The sequence below is a fragment of the Aeromicrobium massiliense JC14 genome (assembly GCF_000312105.1).
GTDB classification, from domain to species: domain Bacteria; phylum Actinomycetota; class Actinomycetes; order Propionibacteriales; family Nocardioidaceae; genus Aeromicrobium; species Aeromicrobium massiliense.
This window is the reverse complement of the sequence record NZ_HE978638.1, coordinates 196,755-219,273: the sequence shown is the minus strand read 5'-3', so window position 1 is coordinate 219,273 and position 22,519 is coordinate 196,755. Positions and strand designations below refer to the sequence as shown.

At 73.3% G+C, this 22,519-nt stretch carries 20 protein-coding genes and 1 tRNA gene; 3 read left to right on the top strand and 18 right to left on the bottom strand.

Annotated features, from left to right (window positions below; all coding sequences use genetic code 11):
- Positions 1-114 precede the first annotated feature (114 nt).
- The 10 genes from HGAM_RS13820 to HGAM_RS20665 form a co-directional block, all read right to left on the bottom strand.
- Complete coding sequence (locus HGAM_RS13820; protein ID WP_172636451.1) at positions 115-930, bottom strand: class E sortase; 816 nt, start codon at positions 928-930, stop codon at positions 115-117.
- Positions 931-1,091: 161 nt separating this feature from the next.
- A complete protein-coding gene (locus tag HGAM_RS13815) occupies positions 1,092-3,656 on the bottom strand; it encodes a hypothetical protein (protein ID WP_038951835.1) in 2,565 nt (854 codons plus the stop codon).
- A complete protein-coding gene (locus HGAM_RS13810) occupies positions 3,653-5,272 on the bottom strand; it encodes a phosphate ABC transporter substrate-binding protein PstS (RefSeq protein ID WP_019146092.1) in 1,620 nt (539 codons plus the stop codon). The genes HGAM_RS13815 and HGAM_RS13810 overlap by 4 nt, the downstream gene beginning before the upstream one ends.
- On the bottom strand, positions 5,269-6,384 hold the full coding sequence (pstA, locus tag HGAM_RS13805) for a phosphate ABC transporter permease PstA (protein WP_019146091.1): 1,116 nt from the start codon (positions 6,382-6,384) through the stop codon (positions 5,269-5,271). Before pstA ends, HGAM_RS13810 begins: the two co-directional genes overlap by 4 nt.
- Entirely contained in the window at positions 6,381-7,361 is a 981-nt protein-coding gene (pstC, locus tag HGAM_RS13800; protein WP_049798383.1) for a phosphate ABC transporter permease subunit PstC, read from the bottom strand. Before pstC ends, pstA begins: the two co-directional genes overlap by 4 nt.
- Positions 7,362-7,568: 207 nt before the next feature.
- A tRNA-Ala gene (locus HGAM_RS13795) sits at positions 7,569-7,644 on the bottom strand.
- A gap of 21 nt (positions 7,645-7,665) precedes the next feature.
- Complete coding sequence (locus HGAM_RS13790; protein WP_019146089.1) at positions 7,666-8,346, bottom strand: histidine phosphatase family protein; 681 nt, start codon at positions 8,344-8,346, stop codon at positions 7,666-7,668.
- Positions 8,343-8,696 (bottom strand): ribosome silencing factor, encoded by a 354-nt coding sequence (gene rsfS, locus HGAM_RS13785; protein ID WP_019146088.1) that lies wholly within the window; start codon positions 8,694-8,696, stop codon positions 8,343-8,345. The genes HGAM_RS13790 and rsfS overlap by 4 nt, the downstream gene beginning before the upstream one ends.
- Positions 8,693-9,301 (bottom strand): nicotinate-nucleotide adenylyltransferase, encoded by a 609-nt coding sequence (nadD, locus tag HGAM_RS13780; RefSeq protein WP_019146087.1) that lies wholly within the window; start codon positions 9,299-9,301, stop codon positions 8,693-8,695. Before nadD ends, rsfS begins: the two co-directional genes overlap by 4 nt.
- A gap of 25 nt (positions 9,302-9,326) precedes the next feature.
- A complete protein-coding gene (locus HGAM_RS20665) occupies positions 9,327-9,479 on the bottom strand; it encodes a hypothetical protein (protein WP_019146086.1) in 153 nt (50 codons plus the stop codon).
- 74 nt (positions 9,480-9,553) lie between these two features.
- Between HGAM_RS20665 and HGAM_RS13770 the strand changes: the two genes are divergently transcribed.
- On the top strand, positions 9,554-10,270 hold the full coding sequence (locus HGAM_RS13770) for an alpha/beta fold hydrolase (RefSeq protein ID WP_218915291.1): 717 nt from the start codon (positions 9,554-9,556) through the stop codon (positions 10,268-10,270).
- On the opposite strand, the gene HGAM_RS13765 is transcribed toward HGAM_RS13770, so the two are convergent.
- On the bottom strand, positions 10,267-11,514 hold the full coding sequence (locus HGAM_RS13765) for a glutamate-5-semialdehyde dehydrogenase (RefSeq protein WP_019146084.1): 1,248 nt from the start codon (positions 11,512-11,514) through the stop codon (positions 10,267-10,269). The genes HGAM_RS13770 and HGAM_RS13765 overlap by 4 nt on opposite strands.
- Before the next feature lie 54 nt (positions 11,515-11,568).
- Between HGAM_RS13765 and HGAM_RS13760 the strand changes: the two genes are divergently transcribed.
- On the top strand, positions 11,569-12,603 hold the full coding sequence (locus HGAM_RS13760; protein WP_019146083.1) for an FUSC family protein: 1,035 nt from the start codon (positions 11,569-11,571) through the stop codon (positions 12,601-12,603).
- Here HGAM_RS13760 and proB read toward each other — a convergent pair.
- The 6 genes from proB to HGAM_RS13730 all read right to left on the bottom strand — a co-directional run bounded on the left by proB (position 12,600) and on the right by HGAM_RS13730 (position 19,890).
- Entirely contained in the window at positions 12,600-13,694 is a 1,095-nt protein-coding gene (gene proB, locus HGAM_RS13755; RefSeq protein ID WP_019146082.1) for a glutamate 5-kinase, read from the bottom strand. The genes HGAM_RS13760 and proB overlap by 4 nt on opposite strands.
- On the bottom strand, positions 13,691-15,310 hold the full coding sequence (obgE, locus tag HGAM_RS19455; protein WP_019146081.1) for a GTPase ObgE: 1,620 nt from the start codon (positions 15,308-15,310) through the stop codon (positions 13,691-13,693). Before obgE ends, proB begins: the two co-directional genes overlap by 4 nt.
- 90 nt (positions 15,311-15,400) lie before the next feature.
- On the bottom strand, positions 15,401-15,658 hold the full coding sequence (gene rpmA, locus HGAM_RS13745) for a 50S ribosomal protein L27 (RefSeq protein ID WP_019146080.1): 258 nt from the start codon (positions 15,656-15,658) through the stop codon (positions 15,401-15,403).
- 11 nt (positions 15,659-15,669) lie between these two features.
- Complete coding sequence (gene rplU / locus HGAM_RS13740; RefSeq protein ID WP_019146079.1) at positions 15,670-15,978, bottom strand: 50S ribosomal protein L21; 309 nt, start codon at positions 15,976-15,978, stop codon at positions 15,670-15,672.
- Between the two features lie 96 nt (positions 15,979-16,074).
- The gene (locus HGAM_RS19450; RefSeq protein WP_081591996.1) at positions 16,075-18,936 is read right to left on the bottom strand and encodes an Rne/Rng family ribonuclease; all 2,862 of its coding nucleotides are present in this window, start codon (positions 18,934-18,936) and stop codon (positions 16,075-16,077) included.
- Between the two features lie 159 nt (positions 18,937-19,095).
- Positions 19,096-19,890 carry a TIGR03936 family radical SAM-associated protein gene (locus HGAM_RS13730; protein ID WP_019146077.1) on the bottom strand — a complete coding sequence of 265 codons (795 nt, stop codon included), beginning with the start codon at positions 19,888-19,890 and terminating at the stop codon, positions 19,096-19,098.
- A 60-nt stretch (positions 19,891-19,950) separates the two neighbouring features.
- Here HGAM_RS13730 and HGAM_RS19445 point away from each other — a divergent pair, with 60 nt between their 5' ends.
- A complete protein-coding gene (locus tag HGAM_RS19445; RefSeq protein WP_019146076.1) occupies positions 19,951-21,141 on the top strand; it encodes an MFS transporter in 1,191 nt (396 codons plus the stop codon).
- Here the strand turns inward: HGAM_RS19445 and HGAM_RS13720 are convergent.
- Positions 21,128-22,447 carry an SGNH/GDSL hydrolase family protein gene (locus HGAM_RS13720; protein ID WP_019146075.1) on the bottom strand — a complete coding sequence of 440 codons (1,320 nt, stop codon included), beginning with the start codon at positions 22,445-22,447 and terminating at the stop codon, positions 21,128-21,130. The genes HGAM_RS19445 and HGAM_RS13720 overlap by 14 nt on opposite strands.
- Positions 22,448-22,519 lie beyond the last annotated feature (72 nt).

The window sequence follows — 22,519 nt, the reverse complement described above, 5'->3', positions numbered from 1 at the left end:
GTTCAGGCCGGTCGGTCGCCGGCCACCGGTCGAGACGTTATGGACCGGCCAGGGAAACGCGGGACGTTTGCGATGAACACTGGGTGACCGCTCGGCGGCCACCCAGCGTTCGTGTCAGAGCAGGTTCGGGAGCAGGTGGACGGCCATGTCACCGGCCACCCATGCCGACGCCAGCAGCGGGGCGATGCCCAGTACCCAGGCCAGTGGTGCGCCGACCCGCCGCGTCAGCCAGGTCAGTCCCACCGCCACCGCCAGCAGCCCGCCCAGGGCCAGCGCGAGCGCCGCCATCGCACTGGTGTCGGTCCCCATGGGCAGCTCGGCGTCGGTCACCGCGTTGAGCCGCCCGGCGGGGACGGGCTGCGCCTCGGTGGAGAGGTCGGCGTCGACGTAGACGGCCGAGCCGGCCGACAGGGCGGCCAGACGTCCGTCCCCTTCCGCCGTGACCAAGGTCAGCCGCCCCTTCCCCGCTGCGAGCGGCTGAGGCAGAGGGTCACCCGCTCGGCGGACGCCCGTCACCGTGTACCGCGCGACGCCCTGGCCGGTGGTCGCCTCGATGACGTCACCCGTCCGCAGCGACGTGACGTCGGCGAAGGGGCCTCCGTGGGTCACCGCCCGTCCGTAGACCACCGCGGTCCCCTGCTGACCGGGCATGACGGTGTCGCGTCGGTGCCCGGGCGCGTCGGCGAGCTGGCCGGCCGAGGTGCCCTCGACCACGACCTGCTCCAGGTCGATCGCCGGGATGACCAGCTGGGCCACCGGCGTGCCCGGCGCCACGATGCCGCCGATCGGGACGGTCGCGGCAGCGAGGTCAGCCCGCAGCTGGTCGTGGAGGAGGGTCTGACCACGGTCCTGCGCCAGCCCGCTCAGCAGCAGCAGCTGCAGCAGGAGCCAGGCGGCGACGACCGCCAGCACGGTCAGGGACGAGGTCACGACCGACACCTCGTCAGGCACACCACGGCGTTCAGCAGCTCGAAGGCCCGCCCAGACCGCGCGAGCACGCCGGAACGGCTCGCGCGGCGCACGCCGACGACCCTCCGGGGCCTCCGGTTCCGCGTCGGGCAACGGCGTCGGCGCGACCTGCACGGCGGCACTCATCGACGACCCCCTCGTACCAAGGCGGCGATCCGGACGGCGGGGGCACCGAGCCCGGCGAGCAGCAGCAGACCCAACAGGCTCGCCATGAGCAGCCTCCCGGTCGACGAGGTCGTCGCTGCGGTGGGCGCCGCCTCCAGCGTCGTCGTGGTGGCGGGGACGTTCGACGGAGTCGTGCCAGGGGCCGCGGCAGGTGCCTCTGCCCCGGGGGCAGCGCCGGAGGGCGACGGAGCGCCATCTCCCGGAGCTCCCTTCACCGGCTTCGTGTCGTCATCGTCGCCGGCGTCCGTCGAAGACGACGGTGCCTGCGCCTCGACTGCGTCGGCCACGGCGCGGGCCTGCTTCCACAGCGCTGCGGTCGCACCGGTGCGCACGATGGGCACGAAGCCGCGGGGAAGCTGGCCGTTGGCCGCTCCGACCGCTTGCCCCTCCGTCGTGGCGACGCGGATGAACTGCGCGACCTTGCGGGCGTCCGCCTTCGGCATCCCCTCGAGACGAGCCGCGGTGTAGACCACCATGGCGCCGGGGTAGGCCGCCGCGTCGCGACGCGTCGTCTCCGGCCCGAGGGTCAGGGCGCCGAGCGCCGCCCTGGGCGCCCGGGCCGTCCGGACGGCAGCACGGACCGCCGACTCCGTCGGCGCCACGAAGCTGCGTCCCGACGCGTTCGTGAAGGCCGTGCCGCTGCCGCGCGTGACCTTCGTCTGCAACGACGCCGTGCGGAGGTCGAGACGGGCAGCGTCGCCGAGGCCGACGACGCCCAGCATGAAGCGGCTGCCGATGCCCTGGCGATCGACCCGACCCATCTTCCACGGGTCGGAGACGCTCGACCGGGTGCACTTGGTCTGCACGTTCGGCCACCCGTCGAGCACGGCCTCGGCGATCTTGCGCAGCGAGCTGATCGGTGCCGCGAGCTGGGTCATGTAGGGCGTGCTGATCTGGCGTCGACACTCCTGCGCCGAGGACGGCACGAACTTGTCCAGCAGCGGCCACTCGTCCACGGGGAGCTTGATCGCGCGGTAGCTCGGGTTCACGACCATCCCCCACGGGTCGGCCTGGCCCTTGACGAACGCGGCCGCCTCGGGGTCGGACGCGATGTAGGTCGTGATGCTCTCGACGACGTCCGACGCCTCGGACAGCGACAGCAGGGCCGCGCCGGCCTCCCGGGCGATCGAGTCCAGGCCGGGGTTGAGCGCCCTGAACTCCGGGTCCTGGTTGATCGACATCGGGTTCTTGGCCATGCCGGGGTGCTGCTGGCCGATCGTCGACCCGGTGTACGACTGCGTGATCAGCTTGGCCAGCAGGCGGGGAGTCAGCCGCAGCTGCTCGAGCTCGCCGGCGTTGTCGGGTCGGTCGATGACGTACGAGACGGCGAAGCCGGTCACCGCCGTCGGGGCGTAGCCGACACGTGTGTCGTTCGCGGCCTCCTGCTCGCCCGACACGAACGCGGCGGCAGCCTCGCCCCTCTCCATCAGCGCGAAGGCGGCGCCGTCGGCCATGCGGTTGTGCTGGAACTTGAAGCGGTCACGCTTCAGGCAGTACGCCGGCGCCCACTGCGTGGACGCCTGGCTGAGCAGCTCCGAGCCGTAGAAGGCGGTGGGGGCGCGCGAGTCCTTGACGTCGCAGACGTCGGGCTCCGTGGCGAAGGTCAGCGGGACGCTGATCCGGTTGCGCCAGTTCGACTCGGCCCACCAGTACACGGGTGAGACCGCAGCGTCGACCCCTTCTCCGGAGTAGTTGCTCGAGCCGGGCGCGAACTGACCGGTCTTCAGGCACTCGTTGCTGGCGCCGTCGGCACAGCTGATGCCCATGATGGGGATGACGACGAGAGAGCACGGCGTGGTCGAGCTGCACCCGAGGGACTCGTTCTCGGTCGCGGTACGCACCTCGAAGCTCACCTCGCCGTTGCCGTCGACGTCGGTGAATGCCGCGACCTCCGCCGGGGGAAAGGCGGCGTCGGCCGCCGCCTCCGGCGCCATCGTCGTGGCGCTGCACGACACGTGAACCGTGCCGGACGCGGCCCGGAAGGGCGTCACGCGCGAGGAGAGACGTTCGACGTCGTCGCACTGCTCGCTCGGGAAGGGGCTCAGGCCCGACTTGGGCTCCCGGTCGGTGGCCGAGGCGAACGCGTCCTGCCGCCACAGTGCCGTGCGCTCCGACGCCTGGACCGAGCGCTGACGAGGGGTCGAGGTCCAGCAGGTCTCGCGGGCGAGGCGACGTCCCGCGGGCAGCGAGGAGTCGTCGCGTCCCCGGCACTGCAGGACCACGACCGGGTACTCCTGATCGAGGCCCTTCTCGCCGAACGGGTTCGTGGCCCGCCCTCCGCTCGGGTGGGCACCGGACCAGGAGACCTGGACCCGCTCGCGGCCACGCAGGTTCTTGGTGTGGTCGACCTTGACGGTCACCGTGCGCTCGTCCACGACGACCCGGTCGCCGCCCTCCTCGAACACGCGCTCCATGCTCTTCGTCGCGGAGAACGCGTCGGAGGTGTCGGCGGTCGCGCCGCCAGGGCTGACCAGGGCGCCGACCGTCAGCGCGAGGGTCAGCGCCAGGACTGCGCGCCTCATGCGTTCCTCCTGCGCTTGCGCAGGAGCGCCGCCAGCATGCCCGGGACGACGACCAGCGCGACGAGCTCGACGGCCGCGAGGGCACCGAAGACGCGCTCGTCCCCCGCTCGACCGGCGAGCAGCTCCACCGGCACCGCCGTCACGTCCCCTCCACCCGTCGCGGTGGCCGCCTGCGGCGCGCCCGTGACGGGGTCGACGGCGCCGGAGGCGCCGGGGACCGCGGCTCCCGCCGGTGCGCCCGGCGTGCCAGCAGCGGGCGTGGTCCCCGGCGCCGCGGTGGCCTTGTCGTCGCCGGCGGCGGCAGAGGCCTCCTCGGTGGACGTCGGAGCGGTCCCGGTGCCACCGCCACACGGACCCGCGCCCTGCTTGTCGCACGCCGCCGGCTGCGGAGCGACCTCGGCGAGCTTGTTCTTGCCGAGGTTCCCGGCGACGAAGGTGGGGTTGTTGCACCGTGTCACCGAGCGCCCGGTGATGTCGACCTTGGGATCGGCCGTCTTGAGCTTCTTGAGCTGGTCGAAGCCGGCCTGGACGAGGTTGAGCGGCAGCGGCGAGTAGCCGTACGCCCCGGCCTTCGACTGTCCCTCGCACAGCGAGTAGAACATGAAGTCCGCGAGCGTCTGGCGCTTCGCCGTGGTCATGCGCTGGTCCTTCGACCCGGTCGGGAGCAGCATGTAGGAGTACGACGAGAGCGGGTAGGCCCGCGGATCCGTCGCGCTGTAGACGCCGTCCAGGATCTGCGTCAGGTACTTGTCCGACCCCTTGTCCTGGTTGATCTTCGCCCGGGTCAGTGCGACCGCCACGTTGTACTGCGTGGGCTCGACGTAGTACCCGGCCTTGTTGAGCACCTTCACCACCGGGTACTTCTTGTTGACCGGGTAGGAGTACTCCACGTAGCCGATGTGCCCGTTGCCCGAGGCACTCGCGATCGTGTTCATCACCTGGTCCGAGCCGGCGGCCGCGATCGCCGCGCCCTTGCGCGGGAAGTACGAGGTCAGGCCCGAACGGCCGAAGAAGCCGCGCCAGATGGCCGGGTACTGCTTGTCCAGCCAGGTCGTGAACTGGGCCGTCGTGCCCGAGCCGTCCGAGCGCAGCACCGGGGTGATCTTCAGCGACGGGAAGACGCGGCCGTTGTTGTCCTTCTTGATCGCCGGGTCGTTCCAGTTCGTGATCTGGTTGGTGAAGATCCTGGCGATCGTCTCGCCGGACAGTCGCAGGTTCTTGACCAGCTTCCCGCCGACCGTGAGCTGGTAGGTGAAGGCCGTGCCACCGGCGATGATCGGCATGTAGGCGAACTCGCGGTTGCCGGCGGAGTCGACGTTCCCGAACTCGTCCTTGCCCTGGTAGGGGATCTCGGTGATGCCGAAGTCGGTGACGTTCTGGCCGAACGCCTTGCGGCCCTGCGACGAGCCGCCTCCGTTGTAGGTGACCTTCATGCCGTTGGCGTCGACGTCGGCGATCCACTGCTGCAGGATCACCTCCGACCAGGTGGAGCCGGAGCCCTCGATCTGGGCGTAGGCCGCCTCGGCCGGACGGGCCAGGACGACCGTCACGGCGAGCGACAGCAGGACGGCGAGGACCGCCCTCGTGCGTCCGCGACGGGTGGGACGGAGCTTCATCGGAGGCCTTTCGGGGGACGAGCGAGCAGGCGGGCGGCGACGAACAGCGCCAGCACGATGACGAGCAGGACGGTGGCGGCGGCGAACGCGCGGGCGATGTACATCGGCTCGCCGCTGCGCACGGTGGTGTAGATGAACAGCGGCAGGGAGTTCATGACCCCGTCGGTCGGGTTCACGACGAGGAACGACGCGGCGCCGGACGTCAGCAGGACCGGCGAGGTCTCGCCGATGCCGCGGGCGATGCCGAGGATGAGCGCCGTGGCCAGGCCCGGACGCGCCGTGGGCAGCACGACGTGCCAGACCGTCCGCCAGCGCGAGGCACCGAGCGCCAGGCTCGCCTCGCGCAGGCCGCCGGGCACCACGCGCAGCACGACGTCCGAGGCCCGCGCGATGATCGGCAGCATCATCACCGCGAGCGCCATCGCGGCGGCCAGTCCCGAGCGGTCGAAGCCGAGCCCGATGATCAGGGTCGTGTAGATGAACAGGCCGGCCACGATCGACGGCAGCGCGGTCATCGCCTCGACGACGGTGCGGACGATGCGCGCGTAGCGGCCGCCGACCTCGGTCATGAACACGGCGGTGCCGATGCCGAGCGGCACCGTGACGGCGACGGCGATGCCGACCTGGATGAGCGAGCCGGCGATCGCGTGCAGGATGCCGCCACGGTCGAACGGGTCGCGTGGGCCGACGCCGGACATGTCCTCGGTGAGCAGGTTCAGGTGCGGCAGCGCCTCGAGGCCGCGGACGAAGATGAAGCCGATCGTCCACAGCAGCGCGGCACCGACGACCGCGGCCGCCGCGTGCACCGTGGTGCTGGCCAGCCGGTCGCGCACGACCGAGGCGGACGTCGTCATGGCCGAGGCCACCGCGAGCACCGCCATCGAGCAGACGAACGTGGTCAGCGCGAGCACGAGGCCGCCGTTCCACGGCAGCAGCCGCTGGGTCAGCAACCACGCCATCGCGAGCCCGGCGACCCACGAGCCGGCCATGACCAGCCGGTCCTCGGCGGTCGTGGTGGTGAGCGGACGCGGCGCGGGCCCGGCGTCCAGCGACGGCGGCTCGTGCCGGACGGTGGTGCCGCCGGCGGCCGGCGGGGTGTCGAGGATGGTCATGCGTCGGTCTCCGCCCCGGAACGGCTGCGCGCGACGACGACCGCGGCGAGCGTGTTGATGATCAGCGTGATGACGAACAGGACGAACCCGGCGGTGAGCAGCGCGGCGAGCTGGGCGCCGTTGGCCTCGCCGAAGCGTCCGGCGATGAGCGCCGAGACGGTGTTGGTGCCGACCTCGAGCACGCGGATCTTGAGGTCGAACGCGGGCGAGATGATGAGCAGGACGGCGATGGTCTCGCCGAGCGCGCGGCCCAGGCCGAGCATCGTGCCGCCGATGATGCCGCCACGGCCGAAGGGCAGGACGACCGAGCGGATCATGCCCCAGCGCGTCGCGCCGAGCGCGAGCGCGGCCTCCCGCTCCCCCGTCGGTGCCTGGCTGAAGACCTGGCGCATGACGGCGCAGGCCATCGGGATCACCATCATCGCGACGGCCAGCCCGGCCACGAACGCGGACGCGGTGTAGCGGCTCTGCTCCCAGACCGCGGCGTCCGCGTCGGCCTCGACGGCGAAGAACGGGATCCAGCCCAGGTGCACGTGCAGCCAGTGGGCGATCGCCGACGCGTGCGGCTGCAGGACGAAGAAGCCCCACAGGCCGTAGATGATGCTCGGCACGGCAGCCATGAGGTCGACCATCGAGACGAGCAGGCCGCGCATGCGGGCCGGCGCGTACTCGCTGATGTAGAGCGCGGTGAGCAGCGCCAGGGGGAAGGCGACGACGAGCGCCACCAGCGCGACGCTGAACGTCCCGACCAGCACCGAGCCGATGCCGATGACGTCGGCCTCCGGCTCCCACTGCGTCTCGGTGAAGAACGAGAGCCCGTAGTGCCGCAGCGTCGGCCACGCCTGCAGCGCCAGGAACAGCCCGATCCCGCCGGTGATCAGCAGGACCGTCGTGCCGATCGCCCGCATCGAGACGACGAAGGCGCGGTCGGCGCCGCTCTCGGCCCCGACGAGACGCCGGGGGGCGTCCGCATCCACGGACGGCTCGGCCGTCCGCACCCATGTCGACACTGCGTCTCCGTCTCCTCGCGCGGGCATGACGCCAGAACACTAGGGACGGCTGGAACGGGTGCGCGGGGCTTGCGATGAACGGGCCGTGAACGCTCGACGGCGGGTTCCGGACGGGTCCGAGCAGTCCCAGAAACGCAGCAGGCCCGCCGTCTCCGGCGGGCCTGCTGCGGGTGGTGGTGGAGCATAGGGGATTCGAACCCCTGACCTCTTCCATGCCATGGAAGCGCGCTACCAACTGCGCCAATGCCCCGCGATCAACCGAGATGGAACTCTACCTGACGGCTCCGCGCTCCCCCAAACCGGGGTCGCCCTCGTCGTCGGACAGGACCGGCTCGGGCGGCGTCCAGGAGTTCCACTCCTGGATCCGCCAGTGCCGGCCCGGCCCGGCGTAGCGCTCCTCGAGGTAGACGCTGGCGCAGTTGCTGAGCCCGCTGAACACCTGCCAGTAGCCCGCCGGGAGCCCCACGAACGCGCACGCGCCGGTGCGGATGGACGCGCCGTGCGAGACGACCACGGCGGTCTCGCCGTCGTCCAGGCTGTCGGCGACGTCACGCAGCACCTCCGCCACGCGCTCACCCGCCTCCTCGTACGTCTCGGCACCGGGGATGCGCAGCCCGGTGTTCTCGAACATGCCGCGCATCTCGTCGGGCCAGCGCTGCCAGGCCTGCTTGAGCGTCATGCCCTCGCGCTCGCCGAAGCTGACCTCGCGCAGGCGCGGGTCGATCTCCAGCTCCACGTCGACGAGGTCGACCAGCGCCTCGGCCGTCGCCCGGGCGCGCACCAGGTCGGACGAGATGACGCGCGCCGGCTTGAGGTCGGCCAGGCGCGGTGCGGCGACGCGGGCCTGACGGCGTCCCTCGTCGTCCAGCGGCACGTCGGTCTGGCCCTGGACACGACCGAGGACGTTCCACTCGGTGCGCCCGTGGCGCCAGAGGACGATCCGCTTGTTCACGACAGCGGCACGGTGGGGCAGTCGCCCCAGAGACGCTCGAGCGAGTAGAAGGCCCGCTCCTCGGTGTGCTGGACGTGCACGACGACGTCGGCGAAGTCGAGCAGCACCCAGCGTCCCTCGCGGGCGCCCTCGCGCCGCACGGGCTTGGCGCCGAGCTTGAGCAGCGCCTCCTCCACGGCGTCCTGGACGGCGCGGATCTGCGGCTGGTTCGAGCCCGAGCAGACGAGGAACACGTCGGTGATGACGAGCTGCTCGGAGACGTCGAGGGCGACGACGTCGGTGGCGCCCTTGTCGATGGCGGCCGCGGCGGCGGCGCGGGTCAGCTCGAGGGCACGGTCGGTGGCGGTCATGAGTGGTCTCCGTAGAGCTGGTGCTTCTGGATGTACTGCACGACGCCGTCGGGCACGAGGTACCAGACGGGTTGCCCGCGCTCGGCGCGCTGGCGGCAGTCGGTGGACGAGATGGCGAGGGCGGGGACCTCGACCAGGGTGACGCGGTCGTGCGGGAAGCTCTCGATGGCGGCGGCGTCGAGCTCGTGGCCCGGACGCGTGACGCCGACGAAGTGGGCCAGGTCGAACAGCCCGTCGTGGTCGCGCCAGGTGAGGATCTGTGCCATCGCGTCCGCGCCGGTGATGAAGTACAGGTCGGCGTCGGGCAGCTGCTTCTGCAGGTCGGTCAGCGTGTCGATCGTGTACGTCGGCCCGGCCCGGTCGATGTCGACCCGGCTCACCTGGAACCGCGGGTTCGCCGCCGTCGCGATGACGGTCATGAGGTAGCGGTGCTCGGCCGGCGAGACCTGCCGGTCACTCTTCTGCCAGGGCTGGCCCGTGGGCACGAAGACGACCTGGTCCAGGTCGAACCAGGACTGCACCTCGCTGGCGGCGACGAGGTGCCCGTGGTGGATGGGGTCGAACGTTCCGCCCATCACCCCGATGCGGGCGCGGCGCCCGCTCACGGGCGCCTCGTCGCGTCCGGCGACATCAGGAGTGTTCGCGGCCCTTGCCGAAGCTCAGCAGGCCGAGCAGCAGGCCGAACAGGACGACGAGCGCGATGATGGCCACGACGACGGGGTCGATGCCGCCACCGGAGTGCTCGGCGGTCTCGGCGGCGTGGGTGATCAGGGACGACGACATGGCTCCGATGCTATCCCACCGCCGTCGGCGCACCCGCGTCCGCCAGCGGTTCGGGAACGGAGGGTGCACCCGCCGTGGGCGCACGATGGGTCATGGTGACGTTCGCGCTGGTCCACGGCGCCGGCGACGGCGGGTGGGCGTGGCACCGGGTGCAGCAGGCGCTGCACGCGCGCGGTCACGCGTCCGTCGCGCCGGACCTGCCGACCGACCGCGAGGACGCGACCTGGGACGACTGCGCCGACGCGATGCTGGCCGCCCTCGACGGGACCCCGCGGGGCGACGCGCTCGTCGTGGTCGGCCACTCGGCCGGCTCGATGATCGTCCCGCTCGTCGCCGCCCGGGCGTCCGCCGTGCTGCAGGTCCACGTGGTCGGCCTGGTCCCGCGCCCCGGGGAGTCGCCGATGGACTGGTTCGAGGCGGTCGGCTGGGCCGACGCGGTCGAGCAGGCCGCGCGTCAGGACGGCGGGCTCACCGGCCACGCCGACCCGATGGTCGCCTTCTACCCGGACGTCCCGCGGGTGCTCGCCCGGCTGGCGCTGGCGCGCGAGCGTCCGACCAGCACCGCCCTCGGCGAGACGCCGTGGTCCGGCCCCGACGTGTCCGACGTCCCGGCCCGTTACGTGGTGACCGCGCGGGACCGCTTCATCCCGCCGGCCGTCCAGCGCCGGGTCGCGGCCGAGCGGCTGGGCATCACCGACCCGGACGTCGTCCAGACCGGGCACTGCGCGGCGCTCGCCGATCCCGGCGCACTCGCCGACCTGCTGACCGGCTACGTCGAGCGGGCGGCCTAGCGGACCTGGCCGGTGCCGGTGACCACGTACGTCGTCGTGGTCATCTCCGGCAGGCCCATGGGGCCGCGGGCGTGCAGCTTCTGGGTGGAGATGCCGATCTCGGCGCCGAACCCGAACTCGCCGCCGTCGGTGAAACGCGTCGAGGTGTTGACCATGACCGCGGCCGCGTCGACGCCCAGGGTGAACCGCTGCGCGGCCTCCATCGACGAGGTGACGATCGCCTCGGTGTGGCCGGTCGAGTAGCGCCGGACGTGGTCGAGCGCGTCGTCCAGGCTGTCGACGACCCGGGCGGAGATCTCGAGCGCGAGGAACTCGGTGTCGAAGTCCTCGTCGGTGACCGGGACGACGGCTGGGTCGGCGGCGGCGAACGCGGCGTCGCCGTGCACCAGCACGTCGCGCTCGCGCAGCGCCGCCACGACGCGGGGCACGAACACGTCGGCCACAGCCTTGTGCACGAGCAGCGACTCGGCGCTGTTGCACACGCTCGTGCGGTGGGTCTTGGAGTTCAGGACGATGTCGAGCGCCATGTCGAGGTCCGCGTCCGCGTCGACGTACACGTGGACGTTGCCGGCCCCGGTCTCGATCGTGGGCACCGTCGCGTTGTCGACGACCTCGCGGATCAGGCCCGCTCCCCCGCGCGGGATGACCAGGTCGACCAGTCCCCGCGCCTGCATGAGCGCCCGGGCCGTCGAGCGGTCGTCGGCCGGCACGAGCTGCACGACGTCCGCCGGCAGGCCGGCGCTCTCGGCCGCCTCGCGCAGCACGGTGACGATCGCGGCGTTGGAGCGCGCGGCCGAGCCCGACCCGCGCAGCAGCACCGCGTTGCCGGACTTCACGCAGATCGCGGCGGCGTCGGCGGTGACGTTCGGCCGGGCCTCGTAGATGATGCCGATGACGCCGAGCGGCACGCGCACCTGGCGCAGCTGCAGCCCGTTGGGCAGGGTCGAGCCGCGCACCACCTCGCCGACTGGGTCGGGCAGCGCGACGACGGTGCGCAGGCCGTCCGCCATCGCCGCGACCCGGGACTCGTCCAGGCTCAGCCGGTCGATCAGGTGCTGCGCCGTGCCGGACGTCCGCGCGGCCTCGACGTCCCGGGCGTTGGCGGCGAGCACGTCGGCGGACCGCTCGACGAGCAGGTCGGCCATCGCGGTGAGCGCGCGGTCCTTCGCCGCCCCGGTCGTCGCGGCGAGCGCGCGGGCGGCGACCCGGGAGCGGCGGGCCAGGTCGTGCACGAGGTCGTCCATGGCCGCATTCTAGGCAGTCGTGCCGCCTCCCGGACGCGGCCGTAGCATCGACGGGTGCCCCTTCCCGACCGGTTCCGCCAGCTCTGGCACGACCTGGTCGCCTTCGGGCCGCACGCGGACGCCCACTGGGTCGCGGCCCGCGCGGGTGTCACCCTCGCCGTCCCGCTCGTGCTCCTGTGGTCGATCGACCGGCTGGACCTGACGCTCGCGGCCACCTTCGGCGCGTTCACGGCGCTGTACGGCCGTACGCACAGCCACCGGTCGCGCACCGCGATGCAGGCGACCGCGGGCGCGGTGCTGGTCTCGGCCGTCGTGCTGGGCACCGCCGTCGGCACCAGCGAGCACCGGGCCTGGTTGTCGGTGGCGGCCATGGTGCTGGTGGCGCTCGTCGCCCCGGTCGTGTCCCGGGCCTGCGCCTGGCACCCGCCCGGCGCCCTGTTCCCCGTGTTCGCGGTCGGCGCGACCTCGGGCCACGCCAGCACCGTCCACGACGTCGTCCTGGCGCTGCTCGTCAGCACGTCCACCGTCGTCCTGGCCCTCGTGGTCGGACGCGTCGGGCTGCTGCACGGCCCTCCGCGTCCGCACCCGTGGCGTGTCGACCTGCGCGGCACGCTCGCCTCGCCCCGGACCCGCGAGGAGGTCGCGGTGACGACGCTCGCCGTGGGCGTCGCCGCCGTGCTCGCGACCGCGCTCGGGCTGGGGCACGCCTACTGGGCGGCCGTGGGCGGCGCGGCCGCGACGTCGGGCCCCACCGCGGGCGCCCGCGTGGCCCGCGCCGTGCAGCGCTCGGTGGGCACGCTCATGGGCGTCGTTGTCGCGGCCGGCCTGCTGGCCCTCGAGCCGTCCGCCGCGGTCACGATCCTGCTGGCGATCGCGCTGCAGGTGGTCGCCGAGCTGCTCGTCGGACGCAACTACGCGATCGCGCTCGTCGCCGTCACGCCGCTCGCGCTGCTGATGGTGCACCTCGCCGTCCCGACGACGACCGCTGAGCTCGTGACCGACCGGATCGTCGACACCGTGGTCGGGGCCGGCGTGGGCACGCTCGTGGTCGTGGGCGCGGCCCTGGTGGCGCGCCGCCGCCGGCGCTAGGGCTGCAGGACGACGAGGTCGTCGCGGTGCACGAGCTCGCGCTCGTACTCGGCGCCGAGCTCGTCGACGATCTGCGGCGTCGAGCGGCCGAGCATCGCGGGCACGTCGTCGCTGTCGAAGCCCACCAGGCCCCGGGCCACGACGCGCCCGGCCGGGTCGACGAGGTCGACCGGGTCGCCGGCGCCGAACGAGCCCGTCGCGCGGGTCACGCCCGCGGCCAGCAGGGACGCCTGCCGCTCGGTGATGGCGCGCACGGCGCCGTCGTCCAGGTGCAGGGCACCCTGGGTCTCGCTGGCATGGGCCAGCCACAGCAGGCGCGTCGGACGCCGCCGGCCCGTCGGGTGGAAGCGCGTGCCGACGTCCTCGCCGCGCAGGGCCGCGTCGGCCTGCCGGGCGTCGGTGAGCGTCACGGCGATGCCGGCCGTGGTGGCGATGCGGGCCGCCTCGAGCTTGGTGACCATGCCACCGGTGCCGACCTTGGACTCGCTCGGCCGCGTGACGTCGATGCCGCCGAGCTCGTCGAACGAACGGACCTCGGGGATGCGGCGGGCGCCGGGACGCGACGGCGGGCCGTCGTACAGCGCGTCGACGTCCGACAGCAGCAGCAGCCGGTCGGCGTGCACCAGGTGCGCCACCAGCGCGGCGAGCCGGTCGTTGTCGCCGAACCGGATCTCGCTCGTCGCCACCGTGTCGTTCTCGTTGACCACCGGCACGGCGCCGAGCTCGAGCAGCTTCGCGAAGGTCTGGTAGGCGTTGCGGTAGCGGCCGCGGCGTGTGACGTCCTCGACGGTCAGCAGCACCTGGCCGGTGGTGAGCCCGTGCTGGGCGAAGCGCGCCGTGTAGCGCGCCACCAGGCGGCCCTGGCCGACGCTGGCCGCGGCCTGCTGGGTCGCCAGGTCACGCGGACGGCTGGCCAGCCCGAGCGGGGCGAGCCCGGCGGCGATGGCGCCGGAGCTGACCAGCACCACCTCGTCGCCGCGCAGCGTCGCCTCGGCGAGGGTGTCGACGAGCGTGTTGAGCCGCTCCGGGTCCAGTCCCCCGTCGACGGTCGTCAGCGACGACGACCCCACCTTGACGACGACGCGGCTCACCGCTGCTCGTCCTCCTGCTTGTCGTCCACCTCGTCCTCGTCGTCGCCGATCTCGAAGACCTGGACGCCGTCGTACTCGTCGAACGACGTCCAGTCGGCGGGCTCGCCGGACTGCTCGCCATCCTCGTCCTCGTCAGCGAAGGGGCTGACGTACTCGGGCGGCTCCTCGCCGCGCTCGCGGGCGTCGCGGGCCGCGATCTCCCACGCCCGGCGGGCCAGCAGCTCCTCGCGCCGCTCGCGGTTGGTGCGGCGGGTGCCGGGATCGAGGCGCAGGTCCTCGCCGCGGCGGCCGAGCAGCTCGGCGCCGGCGACGTTCTGCGGGTCGAAGTCGAACACCACGGCGTTCGCCTCCGCGCCGATGACGACGTCGTCGCCGGCCTCGGCCCCGAGCTCGAGCAGGCGCTGCTCGACGCCGAGCCGGTTGAGCCGGTCGGCCAGGAAGCCGACGGCCTCGTCGTTGCCGAAGTCGGTCTGCCGCACCCAGCGAGTCGGCTTCTCGCCGCGGACGAGCCACTGGCCGCCCTTGTGCTCGATCGTGAACTCGTCGCCCACACCAGCCTCGGCCTGCGGACGCAGCACGATGCGCGTGGCCTCGACCTGCGGCTTCTTGGCCCGCTCGGCCTCGACGATCGCGGCCATGGCGAACGACAGCTCGCGCAGGCCCTGGTGGCTGGCCGCCGACACCTCGAACACGCGCAGGCCGCGCGCCACGAGGTCGTCGCGCACGAAGCCGGCGATCTCCGCGGCGTCCGGGACGTCGGTCTTGTTGAGCGCGACCAGTCGCGGACGGTCCTCGAGGCCGCCGTAGCGCGACAGCTCGCGCTCGATGACGTCCAGGTCGGTCAGCGGGTCACGCCCGGGCTCGACGGTCGCGCAGTCGATGACGTGCACGAGCGCAGCGCAGCGCTCGACGTGGCGCAGGAAGTCGTGGCCCAGGCCGCGACCCTCGCTCGCGCCCTCGATGAGGCCGGGCACGTCGGCGACGGTGAACGTGGTCGAGCCGGCGGTGACGACGCCGAGGTTCGGGACGAGCGTCGTGAACGGGTAGTCGGCGATCTTCGGCCGGGCCCGCGAGAGCGCGGCGATCAGGCTCGACTTGCCGGCGGACGGGAAGCCCACCAGGCCGATGTCAGCCACGACCTTGAGCTCGAGGACGATCGTGAGCTCCTCGCCCGGCTCGCCCATGAGGGCGAAGCCCGGCGCGCGGCGCTTGCTCGAGGCCAGCGCGGCGTTGCCGAGGCCACCTCGGCCGCCCTGCGCGATGACCATCTCGGTGCCCACGCCCACGAGGTCGGCGAGCACCTCGCCGTCCTGGGTGGAGACGACGGTGCCGTCGGGGACGTTCAGCACCAGGTCGTCGCCGTTGGCGCCCGAGCGGTTGCTGCCCGCGCCGTGACCGCCGCGGCCGGCCCGGCGGTGCGGCTCGTGGTGGAAGTCGACCAGCGTCGTGACGTCCTGCGCGACGCGCAGGATCACGCTGCCGCCGTGGCCGCCGTTGCCGCCGTCGGGTCCACCGAGCGGCTTGAACTTCTCTCGGTGGACGGACGCGATGCCGTTGCCGCCCGCACCGGCGGCGACGTGCAACGTCACGCGGTCCACGAACGTGGGGATGGCCACGACTGAGCTCCTCGAACGAAAGGGGGTGGGAAAAGGAAAGAGGCAGCCCGCGTGGTGCGGACTGCCCCTTCCGAGGTCACGTGCGCCGGACTAGAGCTCCGACGGGACGATGTTGACGACCTTGCGGCCGCGACGCGAGCCGAACTCGACCGCACCGGCGGCGAGCGCGAACAGCGTGTCGTCGCCACCGCGGCCGACGTTCGTGCCGGGGTGGAAGTGGGTGCCGCGCTGGCGGACGATGATCTCGCCGGCGCTGACGACCTGGCCGCCGAAGCGCTTCACGCCGAGGCGCTGGGCATTGGAGTCGCGGCCGTTCTTGGTGGAGGCGGCGCCCTTCTTGTGTGCCATCTTCTAAGCCCCTACTTCTCGATCCCGGTGATCTTCACCTGGGTGTACTTCTGACGGTGACCCTGGCGCTTCTTGTAGCCGGTCTTGTTCTTGTACTTCTGGATGATGATCTTCGGGCCCTTGGTGCCACCGAGGACCTCGGCCGTCACCGTCAGCTTGCCGAGCGCGGCAGCGTCCGACGTGACGGCGTCGCCGTCGACCAGCAGCACGGCGGGCAGCGTCAGGGTGTCGCCCTCGGACGCGGCGACCTTGTCGATCTCGATGACGTCACCGACGGAGACCTTCTGCTGGCCGCCGCCACTGCGCACGATTGCGTACACCACGGGATTCCTCACTGTGTCAAAGCGTTCAGGTCGCGGTCCGGCGGGGCCGGACACGCGAGGACGGTGCAGCGAAAGGCGCACCGAGGGTCAAGTCTACTGATCGGGGCCCTCGTCGGTCAAAACGGGGTCCGTCACACTCTCGGGCAGGACGATCGGCTTGGGCGCGCCGGCCGACCGGCTGGACGAGCGACGACGCGGACGCGACGTGCTGCGGACCGGTGCGGACACGACCGGGCCGGTGCGGACCGGCTCGTCCTGCGCCGGGGCCTCGTCGGCCTTCGGCTGCTCGGGAGCCGTCTCCGGCTGGTCGGCCACGGCCTGCGGCTCCTGCGCCGCCGGCTCGACCGGCTGCGCCTGCTCGACGCGGTCGGCCTCGGGCTGCTCGGCCTCAGGCTCGGGGACGTCGACCGGCTCGGGCTGCGGCTGCTCGGCGACGTCCGTGGCCGTCTCCGGCTCGCTCGAGGTCGCCGGGGCGTCCTCGCGCTCGTCGGCGGCACGCTCCTCGGCGGCGCGGTCCTCGGCGGCCTGCTCGTCGTCGGTCAGCTTCAGGCGCGGGCCCTGGTAGGTGCGCGTCTCGTCGTAGACCTGCTTCTCGGGCGACGACTCGTCCTTGCGCGGCTCGTCGCCACCCTTGCGCCCGCGGCCCCGGCGACCACGACGGCTGCCGGCGTCGTCGCCGTTCTTCGGCTCGACGGGGTGCTCGTGGATCATCAGGCCGCGGCCCTTGCAGTGCTCGCACTCGGTGCTGAACGCCTCGACCAGGCCGGTGCCGATGCGCTTGCGCGTCATCTGCACCAGGCCCAGCGACGTCACCTCGGCGACCTGGTGGCGGGTGCGGTCGCGGCCCAGGCACTCGACCATGCGGCGCAGCACGAGGTCGCGGTTGCTCTCGAGCACCATGTCGATGAAGTCGACGACGACGATGCCGCCGATGTCGCGCAGGCGCAGCTGGCGGACGATCTCCTCGGCGGCCTCGAGGTTGTTGCGGGTGACCGTCTCCTCGAGGTTGCCGCCCGACCCGGTGAACTTGCCGGTGTTGACGTCGACGACGGTCATCGCCTCGGTACGGTCGATGATCAGCGAGCCGCCCGAGGGCAGGTGGACCTTGCGGTCGAGCGCCTTGGCGATCTGCTCGTCGATGCGGTGGGCCGAGAACGCGTCGCGCTCGGCGTCGTCCCAGCGCTCGATGCGGTCGGCCAGGTCCGGCGCGACGTGCTCGACGTACGCCGAGAGCATGTCCCAGGCGTCGTCGCCCTCGACGACGAGCTTGGAGAAGTCCTCGTTGAACAGGTCGCGGACGACCTTGATCGTCAGGTCGGGCTCGGCGTAGAGCAGCTGCGGGGCCTTGCCGTCGGCGACCTTGGCCTCGATGTCGGACCAGCGGGCGGTGAGCGCCTCGACGTCGCGGGTCAGCTGCTCCTCGGTGGCGCCCTCCGCGGCGGTGCGGACGATGACGCCGGCCTCGGCGGGCAGGACCTCCTTGAGCAGCGCCTTCAGCCGCGCGCGCTCGGTGTCGGGCAGCTTGCGCGAGATGCCGCTGGTGTGGCCACCGGGCACGTAGACCAGGAAGCGTCCGGGCAGGCTGACCTGGCTGGTGAGCCGGGCGCCCTTCTGGCCGACCGGGTCCTTGCTGACCTGGACCAGGACGGTCTGGCCGGGCTCGAGGACGTCCTCGATCTTGCGCTGCTTGCCGTTGCCCAGGGCGCTCCAGTCGACCTCGCCGGCGTACAGGACGGCGTTGCGTCCCTTGCCGATGTCGACGAAGGCGGCCTCCATGCTGGGCAGCACGTTCTGGACGCGGCCCAGGTACACGTTGCCGATGAGCGACGTCTGCGACTCGCGCGCGACGTAGTGCTCGACCAGGACGTCGTCCTCGAGGACGGCGATCTGGGTGAAGTCCTTGCGCTGGCGCACGACCATCTCGCGCTTGACCGCCTCGCGGCGGGCCAGGAACTCGGCCTCGGAGACGATCGGCGCGCGGCGGCGGCCGGCCTCACGGCCCTCGCGGCGGCGCTGCTTCTTGGCCTCCAGCCGGGTCGAGCCGGTGACCGCGGTGATCTCGTCGGAGCGGCCCTCGCGGACCTTGACGACGGTGTCCTCGGGGTCGTCGGACGAGGAGCTGGACGAGCTGCCCGAGCGGCTGCGCTTGCGCCGACGACGCGTCGAGGACGACGTGCCGCCACCCTCGGAGTCGGCGGTCTCGTCGTCGGTGGACTCCTCGGAGCCCTCGTCGTCGCCGGACTCGTCGTCGCTGTCGTCGGAGTCCTCGTCGCTGCTGCGGCGACGACGGCGTCCGCCCCGGCTGCGGCGGCGACGACGCGGGGCGCCGTCCTCACGGTCGTCGTCAGCCTCGGTGGCGTCCGAGGTGTCGGCGGCGTCGGTGGTGTCGTCGTCGGTCTCGGGCTCGGCCTCGTCGGCCGGCTCCTCGTCGACGGTCTCGTCCTCGACCGGGGCGGGCTTGCGGCGCGGCGGCGCGGCGACGGCCGGCGGCGGCTGGAACAGCACGCCGGCCGAGAAGGCCGGCACGGTCGCCGCGGGCTCGGCGATCTCGGTGGCGTCGTCCTCGTCGGTGATCTCGTCCAGCGGGAGCGAGCTGTCGGCGGCGTCGGCCGGCTCGGTGACGGCGTCCGCCTCGGGGCCGGTGCCCTCGAGGGTCGGCTGCTCGCTGGCCTTCTTGGCCGGGGCCTTGCGCGTGCGCTTGGCCGGAGCCTTCTTGGCGGGGGCCTCGTCGGCGGCGACGTCGGCCGGCGCCTCGGCGTCCGTCTGAGGGGCCTCGACGGCCGGCTCCGCGACCTTCTTGCGGGCCGGACGGCGCGCGGCCTTGGGCGCGGCGGGCGTCTCGGCGGCCGAAAAGAGGGCGGCGGGCGGGCCCGCGGGACGACCGGCCGCGCGACGGCTGGTGCCCTTCTTCTCCTGCTCGGTGCCGTCGGCCTGGATGTCGTTGTCGTCGAGCACGGTGCTCTCCTTCACCCCGGCGCGCCGCGAGGACGCCGCACGGGGCCGTGTCTGGGTCCGCGAGCGGACCGGAAGCCTGTCGTGCCACACCCCGGTGGGGCGTGGTGACGTACGTGGCCTGTCACGTGGCGATTCCACCGCCGCCGCGGGCAGCGCCGGTCAGGGCGCGTCGCGGTCGAGGGCGAGCGGGTCGCCGACCGTGCCGGTCTCGTCGTCGAGCGGGCCCTGGGCCACGCGGTTCGCCAGCGGCGCCTGCGCGACCTCGAGGCCTCCACTGCTGCGGAGTCCGGCGAGTACGTCGTCCGGTCGCACGGACGGGGTGCCGTGCCGCACGACCAGGTCCAGTATCGCACAGGGCTGATCTCCCGCGCCCTCCGATCGCACCGCCAGGCTCACGACGGCGGCCCGGCAGTCGAAGACCCGCGGGCCGCGCTTCGTCATCCGCTCGACCTCAACCGAGGGCTGGGCGAGGAACGTGGCGACCGCCTGCGCGGCCGCGGCCGGGTCGATGCCGAGCAGCGTCAGCTCCCACCGGCTGGCCTCCAGCCGGTCGGCCAGCGAGCCGGCCCCGGCCTCCACGACCGCGACGACGTCGAGCCCGTCGGGCAGCGACGTGTCGAGCCGGCGCTGGACGTCGGCCGGGTCGAGCCGCTGGGTGAGCCCGATCTCCAGGTACTCGGCCTCGCTGGCCGCGCCGGTCGGCGAGGCGTTGGCGTACGAGATCTTGGGGTGCGGCGTGAACCCGTGGGAGTGCGCGATCGGGATGCGGGCCCGGCGGATCGCCCGCTCGAAGGCGCGGCCGAAGTCGCGGTGGCTGGTGAAGCGCAGGCGGCCGCGCTTGGCGTACTGGATGCGCAGCTTCTGCAGCACCGGCAGCTGCGGGTTGGGCGCCTCGGGGTTCGGCAGGCCGGGATCGGGCACCACCGCGGGGCGCGGCTCGGGGTTCTCGCTCACCCGCACGAGCCTAGTCAGGCCCGGCGAGGTGCTCGTTGCGCGGTGCACCAGACTGGAGGGGTGCACCAGGCTCCCCGTTCGCGTCGCCAGACCGTGGTCGTCCTGCTGGCGATGACGCTTCTCGCGCTCAACCTCCGTCCGTTCGTCACCGGTCTCGGCGTGGTGATCGACGACGTCGAGCGCGACCTGCCGCTCGGTCCGGGCACGGTCGGCTTCCTGACGGCGCTGCCGCCGCTGGCGTTCGCCGCGGCCGGCCTGCTCGGCCCGCGGCTGGTGCGTTCGCTGGGCCTGCGCGCGTGCGCGGTCGGCGCGACGCTGCTCGTCGGCGGCGCCCTCGTGCTGCGCTCCATGGCGTCGGACGCGTGGCTGTTCCTGCTGGCCGCCGCGCTCGTCCCCTGCGGTGCCGCGGTCGGCAACGTGATCCTGCCGGCGGTCGCGAAGGCGTACTTCCCCGACCGCGTCGCGACGGTCGGCTCGGCCGGCACGGCGATGATCGTCGTCGGCGGTGCGGCCGGTGCGGCGCTGACGGTGCCGCTGGCCGAGGCCACGGGGTCGTGGCGCGTGGCCATCGGCGCGTGGGCCGTGCTCGGCGTGCTCGCGGCCGTCGCCTGGATGTTCGTCCCGGCGCCGCGCGGACCGGTGGCCCTGCCCGACGCAACGGCCGGCACCGGCTGGGGCGACGTCGCCCGCTCCCCCGTGGCCTGGATCCTGGCGGCGTTCTTCGCCGTCCAGTCGGCCGGCGCCTACGTGCTCATGGGCTGGCTGGCCGTGCTGTTCCAGGACGCCGGCATCAGCGCGGCCGCCGCCGGCGGGTACGTCGCGACGTGGAGCGCGATGGGCGTCCCGGTCGGCATGGCCCTGCCGTTCGTGCTCGGCCGCTGGGGCGTCACCGTGCACGTCCCATACGTCCTGGCGGTGCTGTCGGTCGCCGGATGGCTCGGGCTCGGCCTGGCCCCCGACACGCTGCCGTGGCTGTCGTGCATCGTGCTGGGCGCGGGCGGCGCCGCGTTCGGCTGGTCGCTGGTGATGGTCGCCGAGCGCGCCGTCAGCGTCGAGGACACCGCCCTGCTGTCGGGCTTCGTCCAGTCGCTGGGCTACCTGCTCGCGGCCACGGGCCCGCTGCTCTTCCGCCTCGGCCACGACCTGACCGGCGACTGGACGGTGCCGACGCTCGTCATGGCCGGAGTCGCGGCGCTGCTCGCCCCGCTGGGCGCGGCGGCCGTGCGCGCGAAGCCGTTCAGCCGCGCGTGAGCCCGGCCCGGCCGCTGACGGTGCGCGTCACCGACCAGGCGCCGGGCGCGTCGCCCGTGGCCCGGACCCGGTAGCGCGCGGTGCGCCGGCCCTGCTTGACCGTGAGCCGGACGGCCTGGGTCTGGGCGACCCGACGCCACGTGCCCGCGGCGCGACGCCAGACCTCGTAGCCGCGTGCCCGCGGGACGGGCGTCCAGGCCAGCCGGGCCATGCTTCCGCGACGGTCGGCCCGCAGCGCCGCCACGCGTCCCGGCGGGGGCACGACGACCGCCGCGGCCCGCGACGTGCGGTCGGACGCGACCGTCCCCTTGAGCGCGCGCACGCGCAGCTCGTAGCGCCGTCCGGCGACCAGGGCGGGCACGGTCGCGCTGCCGGTGGCGGTCGTGAGGGTCGTGGCCGAGGCGACCCGCCGCCAGGGTCCGTTGCGCACCACGTCGCGCAGCTCGACCCAGGCACCGGTCGCACCCTGCGGCACCGTCCAGCCGACCTGCAACGTCCCGACGGCGTCGACCCGCGCCGACGTCAGGCGCGGCACGAGGGTCGGTCCGTTCACCGGCGTGACGAGCGGACGCGGGTACGGGGTGCCGACGCCGAGGGAGGCGAGCGCGTCCGCGACGGCGGCGGCGATCTTCACCTCGCCGGTCGGGCTCGGGTGGAGGCTGTCGAACGTGTCGCGGGCCCGGTCGAACCCGGTGGCGACGTCCGCGAGCACGACGCGTGAGCGCGGGGTGTCCAGCGCGGCCACCGCCTGCGCGACCAGGTCGTCGTAGGCGGCGACGCCGGGCCGCCAGGTCTGCGGCAGCCGCCAGAGCACGACGTCGACGTCAGGGTCCACGGCTCGGGCCAGCTCGACCCGTTCGACCGCCCGGGCCACCACCGTCTCGGGGGTGGACGTGCGCAGGTCGTTGACGCCGAGCCCGTCCACGATCACGTCGGGCGTGTACGCCATCAGCGCGGTGACCGAGTGGTCGAGCGCTCCGCCCGACATGCCCCACCGGGCCGCGTGGTCGCGGTCGAAGCCGGGGTCGGCGTACGCCCGGCTGCCGTCGCGCAGGTCGTCACGCGGGCCGACGAAGTCGACCTGCTCACCGGAGGCGACCAGGTGCTTCCAGAGCCGGTGGCGCCAGGTCCAGTCGCCGGCTGACCCTTGGGTGACGGAGTCACCGTGCAGCAGGATGCGGACCGGACCGGCGGCCTCCGGCGCGGGGACGCCCCGCTCGGCGTCGCCGGAAGCCTGCACGGCGGTCGCCGTGGCCAGCACGGTCACTGCGGCCAGGATGATCCGTCCGACGACGCGTCGTCCCATGCCCTGCCCAGCTCCTCGTACCGCGGTCCTGCGAGCCCGGTCTGCCGGGCCGGCAGAACCTTATCGACCAGC